Annotated in this window: 22 protein-coding genes; 17 read left to right on the plus strand and 5 right to left on the minus strand. The window is 66.4% G+C overall.

All coding sequences use genetic code 11. The features are described 5' to 3' along the window. The first annotated feature begins 13 nt into the window (after positions 1-13). The 5 genes from JWN03_RS00245 (at position 14) to JWN03_RS00265 (ending at position 4,970) form a co-directional block, all read left to right on the plus strand. Complete coding sequence (locus JWN03_RS00245) at positions 14-1,081, plus strand: acyl-CoA dehydrogenase family protein (protein ID WP_297607796.1); 1,068 nt, start codon at positions 14-16, stop codon at positions 1,079-1,081. Then, positions 1,066-2,235, plus strand: a complete 1,170-nt coding sequence (locus JWN03_RS00250; RefSeq protein WP_297607798.1) for an acyl-CoA dehydrogenase family protein — start codon at positions 1,066-1,068, stop codon at positions 2,233-2,235. Before JWN03_RS00245 ends, JWN03_RS00250 begins: the two co-directional genes overlap by 16 nt. 208 nt (positions 2,236-2,443) lie before the next feature. Next, entirely contained in the window at positions 2,444-3,394 is a 951-nt protein-coding gene (locus JWN03_RS00255; RefSeq protein WP_297607800.1) for a bifunctional MaoC family dehydratase N-terminal/OB-fold nucleic acid binding domain-containing protein, read from the plus strand. Next, a complete protein-coding gene (locus tag JWN03_RS00260; RefSeq protein WP_297607803.1) occupies positions 3,391-3,801 on the plus strand; it encodes a MaoC family dehydratase in 411 nt (136 codons plus the stop codon). Before JWN03_RS00255 ends, JWN03_RS00260 begins: the two co-directional genes overlap by 4 nt. Next, on the plus strand, positions 3,798-4,970 hold the full coding sequence (locus JWN03_RS00265; protein ID WP_297607805.1) for a lipid-transfer protein: 1,173 nt from the start codon (positions 3,798-3,800) through the stop codon (positions 4,968-4,970). The genes JWN03_RS00260 and JWN03_RS00265 overlap by 4 nt, the downstream gene beginning before the upstream one ends. 75 nt (positions 4,971-5,045) lie before the next feature. Here JWN03_RS00265 and JWN03_RS00270 read toward each other — a convergent pair whose 3' ends face one another. Then, a complete protein-coding gene (locus JWN03_RS00270; RefSeq protein ID WP_297607807.1) occupies positions 5,046-5,252 on the minus strand; it encodes a hypothetical protein in 207 nt (68 codons plus the stop codon). A 71-nt stretch (positions 5,253-5,323) separates the two neighbouring features. On the opposite strand from JWN03_RS00270, the gene JWN03_RS00275 reads away from it, so the two are divergent. Beyond that, positions 5,324-5,887 (plus strand): TetR/AcrR family transcriptional regulator, encoded by a 564-nt coding sequence (locus JWN03_RS00275; RefSeq protein WP_297607809.1) that lies wholly within the window; start codon positions 5,324-5,326, stop codon positions 5,885-5,887. An 82-nt stretch (positions 5,888-5,969) separates the two neighbouring features. Then, the gene (locus tag JWN03_RS00280; protein WP_297607811.1) at positions 5,970-7,001 is read left to right on the plus strand and encodes a medium chain dehydrogenase/reductase family protein; all 1,032 of its coding nucleotides are present in this window, start codon (positions 5,970-5,972) and stop codon (positions 6,999-7,001) included. A gap of 48 nt (positions 7,002-7,049) precedes the next feature. Here the strand turns inward: JWN03_RS00280 and JWN03_RS00285 are convergent, their stop codons facing one another. The 3 genes from JWN03_RS00285 to JWN03_RS00295 are packed head-to-tail and all read right to left on the minus strand — an operon-like array spanning position 7,050 to position 8,025. Further along, a complete protein-coding gene (locus tag JWN03_RS00285) occupies positions 7,050-7,511 on the minus strand; it encodes a PIN domain-containing protein (protein WP_297607813.1) in 462 nt (153 codons plus the stop codon). Further along, the gene (locus tag JWN03_RS00290; protein WP_297607816.1) at positions 7,508-7,756 is read right to left on the minus strand and encodes a CopG family transcriptional regulator; all 249 of its coding nucleotides are present in this window, start codon (positions 7,754-7,756) and stop codon (positions 7,508-7,510) included. Before JWN03_RS00290 ends, JWN03_RS00285 begins: the two co-directional genes overlap by 4 nt. A gap of 59 nt (positions 7,757-7,815) precedes the next feature. Beyond that, the gene (locus tag JWN03_RS00295) at positions 7,816-8,025 is read right to left on the minus strand and encodes a type II toxin-antitoxin system VapB family antitoxin (RefSeq protein WP_297607819.1); all 210 of its coding nucleotides are present in this window, start codon (positions 8,023-8,025) and stop codon (positions 7,816-7,818) included. A 172-nt stretch (positions 8,026-8,197) separates the two neighbouring features. On the opposite strand from JWN03_RS00295, the gene JWN03_RS00300 reads away from it, so the two are divergent. The 10 genes from JWN03_RS00300 (at position 8,198) to JWN03_RS00345 (ending at position 17,459) form a co-directional block, all read left to right on the plus strand. After that, on the plus strand, positions 8,198-8,545 hold the full coding sequence (locus JWN03_RS00300) for a DoxX family protein (protein WP_297607822.1): 348 nt from the start codon (positions 8,198-8,200) through the stop codon (positions 8,543-8,545). 41 nt (positions 8,546-8,586) lie between these two features. Next, positions 8,587-8,928 (plus strand): hypothetical protein, encoded by a 342-nt coding sequence (locus tag JWN03_RS00305; RefSeq protein ID WP_297607825.1) that lies wholly within the window; start codon positions 8,587-8,589, stop codon positions 8,926-8,928. A gap of 93 nt (positions 8,929-9,021) precedes the next feature. Then, a complete protein-coding gene (gene zapE, locus JWN03_RS00310) occupies positions 9,022-10,008 on the plus strand; it encodes a cell division protein ZapE (RefSeq protein ID WP_297607828.1) in 987 nt (328 codons plus the stop codon). Positions 10,009-10,124: 116 nt separating this feature from the next. After that, entirely contained in the window at positions 10,125-11,339 is a 1,215-nt protein-coding gene (locus JWN03_RS00315) for a glycosyltransferase family 4 protein (protein WP_366914352.1), read from the plus strand. 2 nt (positions 11,340-11,341) lie between these two features. After that, positions 11,342-12,790, plus strand: coding sequence for a UDP-glucose dehydrogenase family protein (locus JWN03_RS00320; RefSeq protein WP_297607905.1), 1,449 nt, complete (start codon positions 11,342-11,344; stop codon positions 12,788-12,790). A 285-nt stretch (positions 12,791-13,075) separates the two neighbouring features. Then, a complete protein-coding gene (locus JWN03_RS00325) occupies positions 13,076-14,026 on the plus strand; it encodes a DUF4129 domain-containing protein (RefSeq protein WP_297607831.1) in 951 nt (316 codons plus the stop codon). Continuing rightward, positions 14,023-14,526, plus strand: a complete 504-nt coding sequence (locus JWN03_RS00330) for a hypothetical protein (protein WP_297607834.1) — start codon at positions 14,023-14,025, stop codon at positions 14,524-14,526. Before JWN03_RS00325 ends, JWN03_RS00330 begins: the two co-directional genes overlap by 4 nt. A 26-nt stretch (positions 14,527-14,552) precedes the next feature. Continuing rightward, positions 14,553-15,515, plus strand: coding sequence for an AAA family ATPase (locus JWN03_RS00335; RefSeq protein ID WP_297607837.1), 963 nt, complete (start codon positions 14,553-14,555; stop codon positions 15,513-15,515). A gap of 238 nt (positions 15,516-15,753) precedes the next feature. Beyond that, on the plus strand, positions 15,754-17,031 hold the full coding sequence (locus JWN03_RS00340) for a DUF58 domain-containing protein (RefSeq protein ID WP_297607840.1): 1,278 nt from the start codon (positions 15,754-15,756) through the stop codon (positions 17,029-17,031). Further along, on the plus strand, positions 17,028-17,459 hold the full coding sequence (locus JWN03_RS00345) for a hypothetical protein (protein ID WP_297607843.1): 432 nt from the start codon (positions 17,028-17,030) through the stop codon (positions 17,457-17,459). Before JWN03_RS00340 ends, JWN03_RS00345 begins: the two co-directional genes overlap by 4 nt. A 28-nt stretch (positions 17,460-17,487) precedes the next feature. Here the strand turns inward: JWN03_RS00345 and JWN03_RS00350 are convergent, their stop codons facing one another. Beyond that, positions 17,488-17,835 (minus strand): hypothetical protein, encoded by a 348-nt coding sequence (locus JWN03_RS00350; RefSeq protein ID WP_297607846.1) that lies wholly within the window; start codon positions 17,833-17,835, stop codon positions 17,488-17,490. Positions 17,836-17,954: the final 119 nt, after the last annotated feature.

A 17,954-nucleotide genomic window follows, 5' to 3' on the forward strand; every position in this document is an offset into this window, starting at 1 on the left:
CGGGAGTATTGAATTGGACTTCACACGGGACGAGAGCCAAGATGCTGTCGCCGAGGTTGTTGTAAGTTTGCTAGAGCGCGAAAGCGCCCGTGATATCGCACTGTGGCCGATCTTCGCCGGCAGTGGACTGCTTGCTGTTCCGCTACCGGAACGCTTCGGCGGTGACGAGATGGGTCTGCTCGAGGTTTCGGCCATGCTGACCGAGCTCGCCACCGATGCGGTGCAGCTGCCGGCGCTGAGCACGCTGGCCTTCGGCGTACTGCCGCTGCTGGCGATCGGCGTTCCGGAAGCCGTGGCGGAGAAGGTATTTCCCGCCGTGGCCAATGGCGCCGTGCTCACCGCGGCACTGCACGAGACGGGTTCGCCCTTCGTGGTGAAGCCGGAGACCGTGGCCGTGGCCGACGGAACGACGGTGCGGATCACCGGCCAGAAGGTGGCGGTGCCGTATGCCGACACCGCTCGCTGGATTCTGGTGCCCACCAATGCCGGTATCGCGCTGGTCGACAGTGATGCCCCGGGCATCACCCGGACCGCGAGCCCGACTTCCGATGGCGTGCCGGAGTTTTCGCTGCGCCTCGACGAGGTGCAGATCCCGGCCGAGCAGCTGCTGCCCGGCGGTATCGCCGAACTGCACCGCTTTGCGCTGGCCGGTATCGGCTCGGTCGCCGATGGCCTGCTGAAGGGTGTCATCACCCTGACCGCGGAGCATCTGCGCACCCGCCACCAGTTCGGCCGCCCACTGGCCGAATTCCAGGCTGTCGCACAGCAGATCGCCGATGTCTACGTGGTCTCGCGCACCCTGCACGCGGCCGCCGCGTCCGCCAATTGGGCGCTGGCGCAGGAGACCGACAGCGCTGAGCACCGCGAGCGTACGGACGACGATCTGGATGTGCTGGCCTACACGGTGGCCTCGGAACTACCCGCGGCCATGCAGAAGTGTCATCACCTGCACGGTGGTCTTGGTGTCGATATCACCCATCCGCTGCACCGCTACTACTCACAGGCCAAGGACATCGCGCGCTGGCTGGGCGGCGAATCGTTCCGGCTGGACCGTTTGGGAGCCAGATGTTCATCGAACTGACCGCCGAGCAGCGGCAGCTGCGGGACGAATTGCGTTCGTACTTCTCCACTCTCGTCACTCCCGCGGAGGAGGCCGAGATGCTGGTGAACCGGCACGGCGACGCCTACCGCACGGTGGTGAAGCGGATGGGCGCCGACGGCAAGCTGGGCGTCGGCTGGCCGAAGGAGTACGGCGGGCAGGGTTTCGGGCCGCTGGAACAGCAGATCTTCTACAACGAGGCGGTGCGCGCCGATGTGCCCGTCCCACTGGTGACGCTGCTGACCGTCGGCCCGGCGCTGCAGTCGTACGGTTCCGAGGAGCAGAAGCAGAAGTTCCTGCCCGGAATCCTCACCGGCGACGTGCATTTCGCCATCGGCTACTCCGAGGCGGATGCGGGCACCGATCTGGCGGCCCTGCGCACCAGCGCGGTGAAGGATGCCAATGGCGACTGGATCGTCAACGGGCAGAAGATCTTCACCACCGGAGCGCACGAAGCGGACTTCATCTGGCTGGCCGTCCGCACCGGGACGGTGGAGTCGCGGCACCGCGGCATCACGATTCTGATCGTGGACACCACGGATCCGGGCTACTCCTGGACGCCGATCATCACCGCCGACGGCGCGCACCACACCAATGCCACCTACTTCGACAATGTGCGCGTCCCCGCGAACATGATCGTCGGCGTGGAAAACGGTGGCTGGAAGCTCATTACGACCCAGCTCAATCACGAGCGGGTGGGTCTGGGCCCGTCCGGCAAGATCGAACAGCTCTACGAGCGGACGCGCGAATGGGCGCAGAAGCAGGGCGCGCTGGGCGAATCCGAGGTGCGGCGTTCGCTGGGCCGCCTGCACGCCATGGTGCGGCTCAATGAGCTGCTGAACTGGCAGGTGGCCTCCAATATGGAGCGCCCGGACGCCGATCCGGCCGATGTGATCGCCGATGCCTCGGCCACCAAGGTGTACTCCACCGAGGCGCTGCAGGAGGCCGGCCGCCTGGCCGAGGAGATCGTGGGCCGCTACGGCGATCCCGCCGATCCGGCCACCGCCGAACTGCTGGTCTGGCTGGACCGGCGCACCAAGCAGAACCTGGTGGTCACCTTCGGCGGCGGCGTCAACGAGATCATGCGCGAACTGATCGCCCAAATGGGTCTGCGGTTGCCCCGCGTCCCCCGGTAGGAGGTCACCGTGACGAAAACATTGCGACGGCAACGAGATCATGCGGCTGAGTCCGTGGCTCAAATGGGTCTGCGGCTACCCCGCGTCCCTCGGTAGGAGGTCACCGTGACGAAAACATCGCGACGGCAACGAGATCATGCGGCTGAGTCCGTGGCTCAAATGGGTCTGCGGTTGCCCCGCGTCCCGCGCTAGACAAAGGAATTCGACAGTGACGCAAAGCTTCACGGCCGACGAGATCCGCGCGGCCGCCGAGAAGATCAAGGAAGCGGGGGAGTCGTCCCCGCGCCTGGCCCGCGATCCGGTCAACCAGGCCATGATCAACAACTGGGTCGAGGGGATCGGGGACACCAACCCGATCTACGTCGACGAGGCCGCGGCGCTGGCCGCCGGACATCCCGGCATTGTCGCACCGCCCGCCATGGCGCAGGTGTGGACCATGCTGGGGCTCACCGGGGCTCGCCCCGACGACGATCCCATGACAATCACCAACGAGCTGCTGGATGCCGCCGGGTACACCTCGGTTGTGGCCACCAATTGCGATCAGATCTACCACCGGTACCTGGAGGTCGGCGAGCACGTCAATGTGCGCAGTGCGCTGGAATCGATTGCCGGGCCGAAGCGTACGGGCTTGGGCGACGGCTGGTTCATCACCTACCGCACGAATTGGTATGTCGGCGACGAGCTCGTCACCGAAATGCTGTTCCGCCTACTGAAGTTCGTGCCGGGCACCGGTGCGGCCCCAAAGCCGGACATGGATGCGCAGCTCGCCAAGCGGGTGCGGCCGATGATCTCGCACGATACCGAATTCTTCTGGGACGGAACGAAGCTCGGCGAGTTGCGCATCCAGCAGCGGCCCGACGGCACGCTGCAGCATCCGCCGGTTCCGGCCCTGTGGCAGGACAAGGCGAAGCAGACCGACTATGTCGTGGCCTCCGGGCGCGGCACGGTCTTCAGTTTTGTGGTGCACCATGCCCCCAAGGTGCCGGGCCGGACGCTGCCTTTCGTGGTGGCGCTGGTCGAGCTGGAGGAGGGTGTGCGCATGCTCGGTGAGCTGCGCGGCATCGAACCGGCCGACGTTGTCATCGGCACGCCGGTCGAGGTCGGCTTCGAGGCCGTCGACGACGACAACACCGTGCCCTACTGGAAGGCAGTGCGATGACCGACACCGTGGACGTGCAGGTCGGAACTGTCCTGCCGGAGTTGGTGATTCACGCCGATACCACCTTCGTGGTGAGTTCGGCGCTGGCCACCCGCGACTTCCAGGACGTGCACCACGATCCGGCCAAGGCGGTGGAGCGCGGGTCGAAGACCATCTTCGTCAATATCCTCACCGACACCGGTCTGGTGCAGCGCTTCGTCACCGATTGGGCGGGACCGGGAGCACGGGTGAAGTCGATTTCGCTGCGTCTCGGGGTGCCGCTGTACGCCGGTGACACCCTCACCCTCTCCGGCACGGTGTCCGCCATCGCGGGTCCCGACATCTCCATCGATGTGGTCGGCGCCGACAGTCTCGGCAACCACATCACGGCGAAAGCCGTTCTCTCGCTACAGGAGCCGCGCGCATGAGTGGATTGAGCCGCCACGCAGCTATTGTGGGCATCGGCGCCACCGACTTCTCCAAGGACTCCGGCCGCAGTGAGCTGCGCCTGGCCGCCGAGGCGGTCACCGCCGCGCTCGCCGACGCCGGACTCACGCCTGCCGATGTGGACGGGCTGACAACCTTCACCATGGACACCAACACCCAGGCCGCCGTGGCCCGGGCCGCCGGTATTCCGAGCCTGAAGTTCTTCAGCAATATCCCGTTCGGCGGCGGCGCCGCGGCGGCCACCGTGCAGCAGGCCGCTATGGCGGTCGCCACCGGTGTCGCGGATGTTGTTGTCGCGTACCGCGCTTTCAACGAGCGGTCCGGTCATCGCTTCGGTCAGTTCTCCACGCAGCTGGCCGGCAATGCCACCTCCTCGGGTGTGGACAATGCGTTCTCCTACACCCACGGCCTCGGTACTCCCGCGGCCCAGGTGGCCATGGTGGCGCGCCGCTATATGCACGTATACGGCGCTACCAGTGCGGATTTCGGCACTATCGCGGTGACCGACCGTAAGCATGCCGCGGTGAATCCGAACGCCCATTTCTTCGGCAAGCCGATCACGCTGGAGGAGCACCAGGCCTCCCGCTGGATCGCCGAGCCGCTGCACCTGCTGGACTGCTGCCAGGAGACCGACGGCGGCGTGGCCATTGTGGTCACCAGTGCCGAGCGGGCCAGGGATCTGCCGCAGAAGGCGGCCGTAATCGCCGGTGCGGCACAGGGTTCCGGTGCGGACCAGTACGTCATGACCAGCTACTACCGCGACGGTATGACCGGTCTGCCGGAGATGGGCCTGGTCGGCGATCAGCTCTGGGCGCAGAGCGGTTTGCGACCGGAGGATATGCAGGCCGCGATTCTCTACGACCACTTCACCCCGTTTGTGCTCATGCAGCTCGAAGAGCTGGGCTTCTGTGGTCGCGGCGAGGCCAAGGACTTCATCAAGGACGGCGCGCTCGAGCTCGGTGGCCGGCTGCCGCTCAACACGCACGGCGGCCAGCTGGGTGAGGCGTACATCCACGGCATGAACGGCATTGCCGAGGGCGTGCGCCAGATTCGCGGCACGTCGGTCAATCAGGTCGACGGGTTGCGCAATATCGTCGTCACCGCCGGTACCGGCGTCCCCACTTCGGGACTGGTCCTCACCGGCAACTGAACCACCCTCGCTATAACGAAAATGCCTGAGCGAACTCGTTTCGCTCAGGCATTCGTCGAGGCGAGCACCGCGTGTCTATTCGCGATGGAACAGCCGGTAGAGATTGAAGTCGTAGCCCCAGCCGTAGGTCTTGGGAGTCAGGAACTTCGGCTCGTCCGGATTCCACCACCGCGCCTTGGCCTTCTCCACTGTCGGCCGTCGCCAATCGTAGGGAACGCCCAGGAACCGCCCCTGCGGTTCCGGCGGCGTCGCTTTGTCGTCTGTGTGCTCCGGTCCGGTCATAAGCCCAGGCTACGACGGTTCGGAGGGTTGGGGGTTGCGCCGCGCGAAAGAGTGAGTGTACGGTCACTCACATGGCAAAGCGCGGAGTTACCCTCTCCACCTCGGACGTACGGCGGGAAGCAGTTCTCGATGCGGCCATCGTGGAGTTCGCGCGGACCGGGTATCACGGAACGCCGATCAATACGGTGGCCACGGCCGCCGGGATTTCGACGGCCTACGTCTTCAAGCTGTTTCCGAGCAAGGTGGAGTTGTTCGTCGCCGCGCTGGATCGGTGCTTCGAATTGGTGGAGCAGTCGCTGGCCACCGGGGCCGCCCGGGCTGCCGGGGGAGACCCGGAGGTCATCCTGTACGAAATGGGCGGCGCCTACGCCGAACTCATTTCGGACAAGAGTCTGCTCATGCTGCAGGTGCATGCGCAGTCCGCCACCGATATCCCGGATATTGCCGAGGCGCTGCGGCGCGGGCTGGCCCGGGTGACGGACTACGCCAAGGTGCGGTCCGGCGCATCCGATGAGTCGGTGCAGCGGTTCATAGCCGTCGGGCAGCTGTGCCACCTGATCACCACGCTCGGGATCGATGGGCACGAGGGTGGATGGGCTGCGATCCTCGCCGCCGGCATTCGGCATCCGGCCTGATTTTCTGAGCCCTCTGACCGGGGCTTTTTATTTGACCAACGGGTGACTGACTAGTCACTCACCGATTTGGAAGAAGAAGACCATGTCGATCACCGCAGTAGAAATCGTTCTCCCAGGGACCGTCGAGCCGGACGAGCTGCTCACCACTCGGCGCGAGCTGCCGCCCCTGCGGGCCGGGCAGGCGCTGGTCCGGGTCGAGGCCAGCGGGGTCTCGTTCGCGGAGCAGCAGATGCGGCGCGGGAAGTACTACGACCAGCCCGCGTACCCGTTCGTGCCGGGCTACGACCTGGTGGGCACGGTCCTCGAGGTCGGGCCGGACGCTGATGCCGCACTTGTGGGCCGCCGGGTTGCCGCCCTGACCAAGGTCGGCGGCTGGGCCAGTCATGTGGTGCTGGAAGGTGCGGACCTGGTCGAGGTGCCTGCCGAGTTGGCCGCCGACGAGGCCGAGACCTTCGTGGTCAATGGCATCACCGCCTGGCAGATGCTGCACCGCTACGCGAAAGTTCGTGCGGGGCAGACCATTCTGGTGCACGGCGCGAACGGCGGGGTCGGATCGACACTGGTGCAGCTGGCGCTGGCGGCGGGGGTCCGGGTGATCGGTACGGCCTCGGCGCGCAATGCGGAGGCGGTGGCCGCGCTCGGTGCGGAACCCGTCGACTATCGCGGTGACGTTCCCGCACAGGTCCGGGCACTCGCCCCGGCCGGAGTAGATGCGGTTTTCGATCACGTCGGCGGCCCCGGCATTGTCGATTCCTTCCGCCTGCTGGCCCCCGGCGGCACCCTGGTCGCCTACGGCAGCGCCTCCACCAAGGACGAGGCCGGCAACTCCCGCCTCCCGGTGCTGCAACTCTTCGCCCGCCTGCTCCTCTGGAATGCCCTGCCCAACAACCGCCATGCCCACTTCTACAACATCTGGACCGGCCTCCGCCGCCGCAACACCTTCCGCACCCGCCTGGCCGAAGACCTGACCGCCGTCTTCGCCCTCGCCACCCAAGGCGTCCTGCACCCCCAGATCGCAGCCCGCTTCCCCCTATCCCAAGCCGCCCAGGCCCTGACCCTCGCCGAATCCCGCACCGTCACCGGCAAAGTCGTCCTCGTCCCCGACGAGAACTGATGATTCGCGGCCAATGTGTTGTACTGCGCTGTGCCCGGCCTTAGCAGGTCAACGCAGATCATCGGGAAGTACGCAAAATGCCTTGTGCTCGGTGAGCGGCGTGAGCGCTCGGAAGTCACGTCGATCGAGGGTGAGGATCTCATCGGTTTCGTATTCGGCAGCCAGAGCGACGATTACCGCATCCGCGAGATCGAGGCGCAGGTCAGGGTACAGCCGACGGACCGCATTGGCCTGATCCAGCACATCGGGTGTCAAAGCCGCGATCTCGAAGTGTTCAGTGCGGGCTTGTGTGCTCAGGTCTTCGATCATCTCGATCGAAATCTTCCGCCCGAGCACCCGGCGAGCGACGTGGTCGATCTCGGCCAGCGCCAGCGGCGAAAGCACTACCAGTCCGGCATTGGCGAGGACCTGAAAAGCGCCGTCGCTGTCTGGTGACGATGTGTCGAAAGCGGCTATCAGCCCGGATGTATCGGCAATTACGATCCCTGGTCTTTCACCACCGATCGTCATGGGCGATCCGAATCGCCGCCGAAATCGTCGGCTAGATACTCGTCGACGCGCTCAGCCAAACCGGGGTCGCCGCTGGCGAAACGGCGCAGGCGCAACGGTTCGGACCTGCGCCGCACGCGCAGTGCGGCCAGGTGTATCGCATTACGGATGATCTCGGCCTCGCTGACATTGCTCCGCGCGGCGGCTTCCTTGATCGTGGCTAGATCGTCGGCATCGGCATAGACCATCGTTCGTTTCAAAGCCATGTGCGTATGGTGGCATATATGCCACCCGGGGGGCAAAGTACAAGTTCACATGGTTCGATTTAACGACGGGCGTTGCCCATGACCTCGGGATCGTCGATGTCGGGTCCTACGCCGATTCCGTATGGATCGTTGACGACCCGGTCGATCCGACGTCGGCGCTGCGCGACGAATTCTAGTGCCGCGTTGACCGTGTCCCTCTTGGTCCTCGTCCCGAGTTCCTTGGCTGCCAGCGCGAGCGCCTCGTCGTTCAGGTCGATCGTGGTCTTCATCGGTCTCCGACTGTTCTCCACCAATGCCGCTTGGCGAAGATTCGGCACAGTAGGCGCTGTGGATGGGACTGAGGCTGCGGAAAGCGATTCTGGCAGCGATGTCACACCTGGGAGAGCTACTCCGTCACTAAGGCAGAACGGTTTCGAACCTGCTGAAAGGAAACGGATTCCAATGAACACCGCTTACCACATCGTCGGAGTTGTCACGGCTCTCTGGGTTGGCTTCTCTGCCTATTCGATCTTCACTGATCAGGCTTTTGTGGTGGAACCTCTTGTGGAGTACGGGGTTCCGCGGTCTTGGTGGACTTGGCTGGGGACGGCCAAGGCGGCGGGGGCGGTGGGGTTGCTGGTCGGGTTCTTTGTTCCGGCTATCGGGATTGCGGCGGCTATCGGGGTGATTCTCTACTTCGCGGGGGCGGTCATCACCACTATCCGGGCGCACTCGTACAAGACGACGGTTTATCCGGTGATGTACATGGCGCCGGCTATCGCCACTCTGGTGCTGCAGGTTGCGCGCTGAGCGTAGGTTTGGGGGAAATCGATGGTGGAAGGGGTCTGGCTATGTTGCAGGATCGATTGAAAGAGCTTCCGGCGGTGGATAGTTCGCTGATCTACGGGGAGCCGCACGAGACGGCGGATGGGTCCACCATCATTACGGTGCTGGGGACCGGGGGGTTGTTCCGTCGAGGGCCGCGTGCGCTGGGAGTGTTCGTGGTGCACGGCGGTGAGGTGAAGTGGGAGCCTGCGGTGGATGCCAGCCGGGTCGAGACCATCGGGGCGCAGGCCGGGCTCGCGGCCGCCACGCTCGGGGTGCTGACCGGGCTCGTGGCCGCCACGATCGCGACGCTGGCGGTGTTCAAGCGCCCGCCGTGGCCGGATCTGCACATTACGCAGCAACTCTGACGCTCGGGCAGTAGCGCGCACTGCCTGTGCGAGTGATCACCTTCGCCACCCCTCGGCCCGCAGAGGCTCTACAAATGTAGAGAAACTCTATGGATGCAGAGGATTGGGGAGGGCGCCGTGCCGACTCCGGAAATCGTGCTCGATCACGACCAGCAGCAGGCAGCGGACCAATTGGCCGTGATCGCCGGGCGGGTGGGCAGGCGGTGGCGGCGGCCGCGCGGGCTCTACCTGTACGGCGGGCCGGGGCGCGGCAAGACCATGCTGATGGATCGCTTCTTCGCCGCGGTGCCCTCGCCGCGGAAGCGCCGCTTCCACTTCCACAGCTTCTTCGCCCGGCTGAACGCGGGCATCTGCGAATACGGCGGCATCGACGCCTCGGCGGCCGCGCTGCTCGGTGACGCGGAACTGCTGTGCTTCGACGAATTCCATGTGCACGATGCGGGCGACGCCCGGTTGATCGCGCGACTGCTCGACACCCTGTTCGCCCGTCACATCACGCTGGTGGTGACTTCAAACTATCCACCACAAGAACTATTGCCGAATCCCTTGATGCACCCCATGTTCGAGCCGGCCATCGAGCGGATTCTCGAACATCTCGACGTGTTGTCGGTGAACGGACCGCAGGATTACCGGCGTCTCGGCGCCCGGCACACCGGATTCGGGGCGGGGCGCTACACAGTCGGCACGTGTGAGACCCCCGGCTCGGTCCAGGTGCCCGTCGCTCACCGCCTCGTGCGAGCCCGGCAGGCCGGAAACGGTGAGCTGACAGTGGATTTCGCGGAACTGTGCGGTATCCCGATCTCAGCGGCCGACATCCTCGAACTCACCGGAAAGTTCCAGCGCTGGACACTGTGCGAGGTGCCGCCGCTGGACACCGTCCCGCCGGATTGGGTGATGCGACTGGTGTATCTGGTCGACGTCCTCTACGACGCCGACCTCGAACTCTCCCTCTACGCCGCGGTGCCATCGGCCGATCTCGGCGCTCGAATCGCCCGTGTTCCGGACCTGTATCGGACCCTCAGCCGCCTCGGCGAACTGACTGTAGAACGGCAGCAAGAAGGGGCGGCGACGTCCGGGTGAACTGGTCGACTTGATCGACAGAAACGATTCACGTGCCGTCTACACGGAGGGGGGCTGACGTTGCGAGCGGCTTCTTACGGTGCTTTCAGGAGGCAGCACCGAACCGGAGGGGACCGATGCGAATCCGCGAGCAGGCCAGGGGTTCCGCACCCCGGCACCCGAGTATCCCCGGCGGTCGACTGCGCGTTCTGGTGGTCGCCGAATCCTTCCTTCCCCAGGTCAACGGCGTCACCAATTCGGTGCGGCGGGTCCTGGATCACCTTGCCTCCAAGGGCCACGAGGCCGTACTTGTAGCCCCGACCGGACCGGCGAAGTACGCCGGATTCCGGGTGCACGTGGTGCGCGGGGCGCGCCTGCCGTTCTATCGGGACTTCCGGATCGGCCTGGAAACGCGCCGCCGCTTGCGCAAGATCATGCGTGAATTCGAGCCGGACGTCGTGCACATCGCCTCCCCGGCGACGCTCGGCTATCAGGCAGCCAAGGTGGCGACCGAGCTGGATGTGCCGACCGTGGCCATCTACCAGACCGACCTGATCGGTTTCGCCGAGCGCTACGATCTGCCGGGCGGCGTGCGCACCATGGTCGCGCTCACCCGGCGCATTCATCTTCAGGTGGATCGCACCCTCGCGCCCTCGACCGCCAGCCTGCGGCAGCTGGAACTGATGGGCATTCCCGGGCTGGCACGCTGGCCGCGCGGCGTGGATCTGGACCAGTTCGGGCCGTTCCGCCGCTCGGAAGAATTGCGAAAACGACTGGCCCCCAACGGGGAACTGCTGATCGGCTATATCGGCCGGCTCGCACCGGAGAAGGAACTCGAGCTGCTCGCGCATCTGCGGCCGCTGCCCGGGGTTCGGCTGGTCATCGTCGGCGGTGGTCCGGAGGAGAAGCGGCTCCGGAAACTGCTGCCGGGTGCGGCCTTCCTCGGTGTGCTGCACGGCGCGGAGCTGGCCGCGGCCTACGCCTCGCTGGATGTCTTCGTGCACACCGGCCGTCACGAAACCTATTGCCAGGCAGCGCAGGAGGCGATGGCCTCCGGTGTTCCGGTGGTAGCGCCGAAGTCCGGCGGCCCGATCGATGTGGTCACAGCGGGTGCCGGATTCCTTTATCCCCCGGGCAATGCCGAGGCGCTCGTCGACTTCGTGCGCCGTTTGATCGACGATCCGAAACTGCGCGCCCAGACCGCTGAGATTGCCCAGCGCAGTGTGCAGGACCGCTCCTGGACCGCAGTGAACAACCTGCTCGTCCGCCACTACCGCGAAGTGATCGCGGACCGCCGCCGACTGCCGGTCGAAGGCGACCTCCGCAGCCCGCTCTCCAAGGAGGCCTCCTGATGCTGCGCATCTCCGTGATCGGTACCGGCTACCTCGGTGCCACGCATGCCGCGGGCATGGCCGAGCTCGGCTTCGAAGTGCTCGGTGTGGACAACAATCCGGCCAAGGCGGACGCGCTGTCGGCGGGCCGGGTGCCGTTCCACGAGCCCGGGCTGCCCGAGTTGCTGGCCGGGCACGTCGCGAAGGGCCGGCTGCGGTTCGGCACCTCGCTGGTGGCCGCCGCCCGATTCGCCGATGTCCATTTCCTCTGTGTGGGAACGCCGGCCGGGCTGAACGGCGCGGCCGATCTGTCCCAGCTGTATGCCGCCCTCGACGGGCTGGTTCCGCATCTGACCCGCAACTGCCTGATCGTCGGCAAATCGACGGTGCCGGTCGGCACCGCCGAGGTGCTGATGACCCGAATCGCCGAGCTCGCGCCGCCGGGAATCTCGGTGGATCTGGCCTGGAATCCGGAATTCCTGCGCGAGGGTCACGCGGTGCACGACACGCTGAGCCCCAATCGCCTGGTGTTCGGCGTGACCAGTCCGGATGCGGAATGGGCGCTGCGCCAGGTCTATGCGACGCCGATCGCCGCCGGTTCGCCGGTTGTGATCACGAATCTGCCGACCGCGGAATTGATCAAGGTCTCCGCGAATGCCTTTCTGGCGACCAAGATCTCGTTCATCAATGCGATGGCGGAACTGTGTGAGCTCACCGGCGCGGATGTGACGCTGCTGGCCGATGCCCTCGGCCACGACGACCGCATCGGCCGCAAATTCCTCGGCGCCGGACTGGGTTACGGCGGCGGCTGCCTGCCCAAGGATGTCCGCGCCCTCATTGCCCGCGCCACGGAATTGGGTGCGGGCGAATCCGTCGACTTCCTGCGCGATATCGACACCATCAACCTGCGCCGCCGCGAGCGCGTGGTCCGCGAGACCCTGGACCTGTTGCGCGCCACCGGTTCCCATCGAGTGGGCATCCTCGGCATCGCCTTCAAACCCCTTTCCGACGATGTCCGCGACTCCCCGGCCCTGGATGTGGCCATCCGCCTACAGGCCGCAGGCGTCGAAGTCACCGCGTTCGACCCGGCCGCCACCGCCACCGCCACCGCCGTAGCTCCCCAACTCGTCTACGCCGCGACCGCCGCCGCAGCCCTCCACGAGGCGGACGTAGTACTGCACCTCACCGAATGGCGCGAATTCCGCGACCTGGACCCGTCTTTCCTCCGCACCGTGGCCCGCGGCCGCACCCTCATCGACACCCGCAACACCCTCGACCCCGAACCCTGGCTCGCCGCCGGCTGGGATTTCCGCGCCCTGGGCCGCCTCGTCGAACCCCGCCCCGCAACCTCCCACCCGGAGCCCCTGCGCCCCGCCCCGATCCGCCAGTCCCGCCGCACCCTCGAAGCCCCTGCCGCAATGGCAGATTCACCCCTGAACCGCCTCCGAGCCCGAGTCCGCCGCACCGCCTGAGCCCCCGCGCACTCTTTCGCCCCCCGCGCACGAATCCTGTGGCGATTTCGTGCGCGGCAGGCCAGCTTGTGCGCGGTGGCCGGGGTTTGGCAGGCGCTGTGGGATTCGGGAGTGATGGCACGGATTGTCCGTGTCCGCCGGAGGCGCGGCCAGGGCCGGGTGGTGTGGCTTTCGGGCGAATAAATGCCGGAACTGCATGTAATCGGTCTTTGCGATTCCTCCCCAACCGGACCTACCGGCATGTAACTATGTGCCTGATTTGCAGGACTCTGGTTGGGAGCATGTGTGACTGGGGTGGGGACGCTGGCATCGCGGGCGATCGGGTTGATCGCTCTGCTGGTGCTGGCCGTGGTCGCCCTGCGCGGGTACATCCCGGGCACCGGCGGACCGTCCACCTCGGGCACGCCTTCGGCGGTGACGCTGGCCCTGATGCCGGTGCTGCTGCTGGTCTCGGTGGTGATTCTGGCTGCGGGCGTGGTCAATAGCCAGCATCGGCTGCCGCTGGCCATGCCGGAGCCGGAGCGCGAGACGGACCGGCGCGGTACGGGTCTGAGCAAACTCACCCTGCTGGTACTGGTCGGGCTGGCGGCCGTTGCGCTGCTGCTCACCGCGGTGGCGTCGATCTATCTGGTCGGGCCGGGCCACAAGGACGCACCGGAGCAGACGATCTCGACGCAGGCCCCGAGCACCGGTGTGACCCAGCCGGTCGAGAACGTCGCGCCGCCGCAGGACTCGATCTCCACGCCTGCGCTGAGCGGCACCGCCCTGCTGCTGGTCGCGATCGGTGCGGTGGTGCTGGTGCTGGTCGCCATGACCGGGCTGGTGGTGGTCGCGGTCAGCTCCAATCGTGGTCCGGTGGCGAAAGCCGCAGGGCACGTGCCTAGTACGCCGATCGAGGCGGTCTCGCTGGCCAAGGTCGCGGAAATGGGCCTGGCGGCCATGATCGCGCCCGGCCAGGATCCGCGTACCGCCATCATCGCCTGCTATGTCGCCATGGAACGCGGTCTGGCGCAGGCGCGGGAGGTGGCCCCGCTGGCCTCGGACACCCCGTCGGAGGTGCTGGCCCGCGCCTTCGACCGCGGCTTCCTGCACGACGCGTCGGCGCGGGAACTGGTGTCGCTCTTCGAGGAAGCACGGTTCAGCCCGCACTCCATGCTGGAGTGGCAGCGGATGCGGGCCGAACAGCTGCTGCGTATCGTATTGGCTGATCTGCAGGGACAGGCGGAAGCACCATGAACCGGGTTGCGATCGTACTGATCGGACTGATCCTGGCGGGTCTGTTCGAACTTTTCGCCCTGAATCACGAGCGGGACACCCTGCTGCCGATCGCCGGCATTCCGGTCGCCGGTGCGCTGTGCCTGCTGGTCTGGTCACTGCTGGAACGCGCCCGCCGCTATCGCCCCACCGGCCCGGACGATCACGAGATCGACAATGGGCCCGCCGAAATGCTGCAGCGCTGGCAGGCCCGCGCCCAGATGCTCGCCGACCGCGCGGAAGGCACCCGCGCCGACTGGGACCGGCATCTGCGACCCTTGCTGGCCAAGGAGTTCGAGAGCAACAGCGGACATCGTATGGCCAAGAATCGGCGTGCCCACGAGGCCGCCGGGCAGCTACAGTTCGGTCCCGAACTGTGGCGGTGGGTGGATCCCGCCAATGTGGCGCTGCGCGATCAGACCAATCCGGCGCCGGGCCGACCGGCGCTGGACGAGATCCTGCGCCGCCTCCAGAACATGTGAAACAGGGTTTGAATGCGAGAACTGACATGACTTCACCGATGGACGTGACCATCAAACGCACCGATGCCGTACTGCGGGAAATGTCCCGGGTGGTGGTCGGCAAGCGGGATGAGTTGCAGCTGATCATGATCGCGGTGCTGGCCGGCGGCCACATCCTCATCGAGGACCTGCCGGGGCTGGGCAAGACGCTCATCGCCCGATCCTTCGCGGCCGCGTTCGGGCTGAACTTCACCCGTGTGCAGTTCACCCCCGATCTGCTGCCCGCCGATCTCATCGGCTCGACCATCTACGACATGCATTCGGGCCGTTTCAGTTTCCGCCGCGGGCCGGTCTTCACCAATATGCTGCTGGCCGACGAGATCAACCGCACCCCGCCCAAGACCCAGGCCGCGCTGCTGGAGGCGATGGGGGAGGGGCAGGTCTCGATCGACGGTGAAACCTTCCTGCTGCCACAGCCTTTCATTGTCATGGCCACCGACAACCCCATCGAGTACGAGGGCACGTATCCGCTGCCCGAAGCCCAGCTCGACCGCTTCGCCATGCAACTACGCCTCGGTTACCTCTCCGAGAGCGATGAGATGCAGATGATCCGCCGCCGCCTGGAGCGTGGCACGCAGCCCGCCCAGATCGCCCAGGTGGTGGATGCCGAGGGTCTGCTGGAAATGCGCCAGGCCGTCGAATTCGTCACCGTGCACCCGGATGTGGTCGGTTACGTGGTCTCCCTCGCCACCGCCACCCGCAGCCACCCCCAGGTGGAAGTGGGCGCCAGCCCCCGCGCGGAACTCGATCTGGTCCAAATGGCCCGTGCCCGTGCGCTGCTCAACGGCCGCGATTACGTGGTCCCCGAAGATGTGAAGGCCCTGGCGCTCCCCGCCATGGCACACCGCATCACGCTCCGGCCCGAAATGTGGGTCCGCCGCATCCGGGGTGAGGACGTCATCGCCGAACTCCTGCGCCGCCTCCCGGTCCCGCGCGCGACCCCGGCGTGAGCACCCCATGAGGTGCACATGAAGCGGACGACGTGCTCGGTGAGTACGACACGAGGTGGACAGTCGGAGGACACCTCGCGCGCTACGCACGCGCTCACACTTGACTGTCGGCTCGAGAGTCTTCGTCATCCCGGCGCGCTTTCGGCCGGGATCCACCGGGGTGTAGGAGATCCTGGCCAAACGCATGCCGGGATGACGAAGAGTGGCTCTGCCGGGATGACGAGAGTTGCGGGTGTGTATGAAGCACCGTGATCTGAGTACCGCGGCGGAGACCGAATTGCGGTGGCGGCCCGCGCCGTTGGTGTTCATGCTGGCCGCGGTTTCAGTGCCGGCGCTGGTGCTGGCGATCGTGCTGGGGCACTGGCAGTTAGCGGTGTTCGCGGCGCCCATGCTCGGGGTGCTGGCGACCGCGCCGCTACAGCAGACCCGCACCAAGATTCAGGTCGACGGCGTCGGAGTACTGCGCTGCTTCGAGACCGAAGAGGTGGTGCTGACGGCGGCGGCGTTCGTGGAGAGTGGGCACGCCCTGTTGCGTATGCATTCCCAGGTGATCCACGGCATGGAAGTGCGGGTGGAGGAGGCGTTCGATTCGGGCGCGGCGCCGGCGGGAATGCGGTTGGCGCTGTCGGCGCCGCGCTGGGGCCGGTATCCGGTGCCGTTGCGGATCACCGCCCTGAGTCCGGCGGGATTGTCCGTGGCCTCGGTGCAGCTGCCCGCCGGTGAGGTGTTCGTCTATCCGATCGCCGATCCGCAGCGAATGGAATTGCCGCGCACCGAACTTCCCGAGCGCATCGGCACCCACCTGACCCGCCGCCACGGTCCCGGTGTGGAATTCGCGGATGTGCGCGCGTACGCGCCCGGCGATCAGCTGCGCACGGTGAACTGGGCGGTGAGCGCCCGCCGCGGGCGGTTGTTCGTGACCGAGCGCTTCACCAACCGGGCCGCGGATGTGGTTGTGCTGGTGGATACTTCGATGCAGGCGCCGGGCCCGGCCTCGGACTCGCTGGAACTGTCCGTGCGCGGCGCGGCGCAGGTGGCGCAGTCGGCGCTACAGGCGGGTGACCGCACAGCCGTTGTGTGCCTGGGCCGTTCACCACGCTGGCTGCGCCCCGATATCGGCCGCCGCCAGTTCTATCGCATTGTCGACACGGTGCTCGACGTGGGCGACGAGCACATTGTGACCTCCGGAACGCTCGCCCCTCATGCAGCCGTTCCGATCGGGGCCGTGGTGGTCGCCTTCTCCACCCTGCTGGACACCCAATTCGCCTTGTCGCTCATCGATCTTCGCAAGCGAGGCCACGTCGTGGTGGTCGTGGACGTCCTGCGCGGACCGCCGTTCGCCGGCGGCCTGGACTCCACGCTGGCCCGCATGTGGCAGCTGGAGCGCACCTCCATGTACCGCGATATGGGCACCGTCGGCGTCGATATCGTGCCCTGGCCGGAAGACACCCGGCTGGACCAGATCATGCGCCTGTTGCCCGAACATCGCCGTCGCGCTGTGCGAGTGCGCCGATGACCAGATTCCTCGCCGTATTGTCCGGCTTGTTGCTGACACTGGCTGTGGCCCTGGTGGAACCGTGGGCTGCGATACCGGTGCTGATCTTCGCGGTGGGCGGCTGGCGGTGGCGGGTCAGTGCGGTGGGCGCGGTACTGGTCGCGCTCGCCGTGCTGACCCTCACCGATACCGGTGCGCTGGTCGCGGGGGCGATCGGGCTGGTCGCCACCACCTACCTGCTGAATACGGCGACCGTCGCCGCGCCGGTGGGGGTGGTGCCCACCACCATCCCCTCGGTGGCGGGCGCCCTGGTCTTCACTGTCGCCGCAGGGGCCGCAACCCTGCTGCCGGCGGGCCTGTCCTGGATTCCGATCGTGGCGCCGATCGCGGTGATCCTGCTGTACGCCTTGATCATTCGAGGACTCGTGGACGAGCGGCCCAACGCGTAACCGCTGATCGGGCAGCGGCGGACGGCCGCTATTGGAGGGCGGGCGGCATACGAGTCGGCTTGATGCGTCCGGCGTCGATGAGGGCGCGGAATGCCGCTGCCTTGCGGGCACATTCGGTCACCGGGCAGCGGCGATGCTGTTGCATGGCGCGGTGCGCCTCCTGCACATCGAGCTGATGGTCGGGTACTCCGTGGGACCAGGCGGAGGAAAGAAGGGCGGAATCGGCAGATGCGCTGTGCTCGTTGCTGATTCGCTCGCGGATCCGTTCCACCGACAATCTGTCTGGATCTCGATGTGGTTGATGCAGGCTCGCGACCGTTACGGCCATGATCGTGAGCATTGCCAGGGTGGCTGTGAACACCTGCCAGCCGGCCATTGGTTCACCTTCTCCATGTTCTCGTTCGCTATCGGGTGTAGTTCGCTAGATATTCACCATAAGCCCGGAGGTGCCGCTTGTTCCAGTACTTCATAGGTCAGAAACAGCCGAATTTCGGC

Origin of the sequence: Nocardia sp. (genome assembly GCF_025465275.1) — a bacterium.
Classification (GTDB): domain Bacteria; phylum Actinomycetota; class Actinomycetes; order Mycobacteriales; family Mycobacteriaceae; genus Nocardia.

Bases quoted from the DNA above. Each gene is read 5' to 3' on its own strand.
- JWN03_RS00300 (WP_297607822.1), top strand. From the start codon at position 8,198: ATGAACACCGCTTACCACATCGTCGGAGTTGTCACGGCTCTCTGGGTT.
- JWN03_RS00305 (WP_297607825.1), top strand. From the start codon at position 8,587: ATGTTGCAGGATCGATTGAAAGAGCTTCCGGCGGTGGATAGTTCGCTG.
- JWN03_RS00265 (WP_297607805.1), top strand. From the start codon at position 3,798: ATGAGTGGATTGAGCCGCCACGCAGCTATTGTGGGCATCGGCGCCACC.
- JWN03_RS00285 (WP_297607813.1), bottom strand. From the start codon at position 7,511: ATGACGATCGGTGGTGAAAGACCAGGGATCGTAATTGCCGATACATCC.
- zapE (WP_297607828.1), top strand. From the start codon at position 9,022: ATGCAGAGGATTGGGGAGGGCGCCGTGCCGACTCCGGAAATCGTGCTC.
- JWN03_RS00350 (WP_297607846.1), bottom strand. From the start codon at position 17,835: ATGGCCGGCTGGCAGGTGTTCACAGCCACCCTGGCAATGCTCACGATC.
- JWN03_RS00275 (WP_297607809.1), top strand. From the start codon at position 5,324: ATGGCAAAGCGCGGAGTTACCCTCTCCACCTCGGACGTACGGCGGGAA.
- JWN03_RS00250 (WP_297607798.1), top strand. From the start codon at position 1,066: ATGTTCATCGAACTGACCGCCGAGCAGCGGCAGCTGCGGGACGAATTG.
- JWN03_RS00315 (WP_366914352.1), top strand. From the start codon at position 10,125: ATGCGAATCCGCGAGCAGGCCAGGGGTTCCGCACCCCGGCACCCGAGT.
- JWN03_RS00270 (WP_297607807.1), bottom strand. From the start codon at position 5,252: ATGACCGGACCGGAGCACACAGACGACAAAGCGACGCCGCCGGAACCG.
- JWN03_RS00345 (WP_297607843.1), top strand. From the start codon at position 17,028: ATGACCAGATTCCTCGCCGTATTGTCCGGCTTGTTGCTGACACTGGCT.
- JWN03_RS00295 (WP_297607819.1), bottom strand. From the start codon at position 8,025: ATGAAGACCACGATCGACCTGAACGACGAGGCGCTCGCGCTGGCAGCC.
- JWN03_RS00335 (WP_297607837.1), top strand. From the start codon at position 14,553: ATGACTTCACCGATGGACGTGACCATCAAACGCACCGATGCCGTACTG.
- JWN03_RS00290 (WP_297607816.1), bottom strand. From the start codon at position 7,756: ATGGCTTTGAAACGAACGATGGTCTATGCCGATGCCGACGATCTAGCC.
- JWN03_RS00260 (WP_297607803.1), top strand. From the start codon at position 3,391: ATGACCGACACCGTGGACGTGCAGGTCGGAACTGTCCTGCCGGAGTTG.
- JWN03_RS00330 (WP_297607834.1), top strand. From the start codon at position 14,023: ATGAACCGGGTTGCGATCGTACTGATCGGACTGATCCTGGCGGGTCTG.
- JWN03_RS00340 (WP_297607840.1), top strand. From the start codon at position 15,754: ATGAAGCACCGTGATCTGAGTACCGCGGCGGAGACCGAATTGCGGTGG.
- JWN03_RS00280 (WP_297607811.1), top strand. From the start codon at position 5,970: ATGTCGATCACCGCAGTAGAAATCGTTCTCCCAGGGACCGTCGAGCCG.